Annotated in this window: 1 protein-coding gene; it reads right to left on the bottom strand. The window is 25.8% G+C overall.

Going from position 1 to position 326, the window contains the following annotated elements:
* Positions 1–88 precede the first annotated feature (88 nt).
* Positions 89–326 (bottom strand): hypothetical protein (locus JKP73_RS22340; protein ID WP_200412003.1); only part of this gene is annotated, 238 nt, incomplete at its 5' end.

Raw genomic sequence — 326 nt, 5'->3', positions numbered from 1 at the left:
ATAGAGTTTTTTTAAAACTCAATCAAGTCGCTAGGTCTAAAATTTAAAAACCAAAATTTAAGATCTAGCAGCTTGATTATTTAATCATCTAAATTTCAAAATCATCATTACGTGCTTTGTGTTTTGGACTTTGATTTTTTTGATAGGCTTCTAATCGCTGTTCTGATTTTTGATAGTATTGAATGTTTTTATCGACTTTATATAAAGTATCTCTTAAATCATCACGTTCAAGTTTTAGATTTTTTATTGTATCTCTGATAGTGGTATCTACATAATCTAAACTTTTGTTTTGTTCGACATACTCTATAATCTTTGTATTTAATTTA

Origin of the sequence: Virgibacillus salexigens (genome assembly GCF_014905415.1) — a bacterium.
Taxonomy (GTDB): domain Bacteria; phylum Bacillota; class Bacilli; order Bacillales; family Amphibacillaceae; genus Virgibacillus; species Virgibacillus salexigens.
Note: the sequence above shows the minus strand (reverse complement) of the source record. Positions and strands in the feature narration are given on the sequence as shown.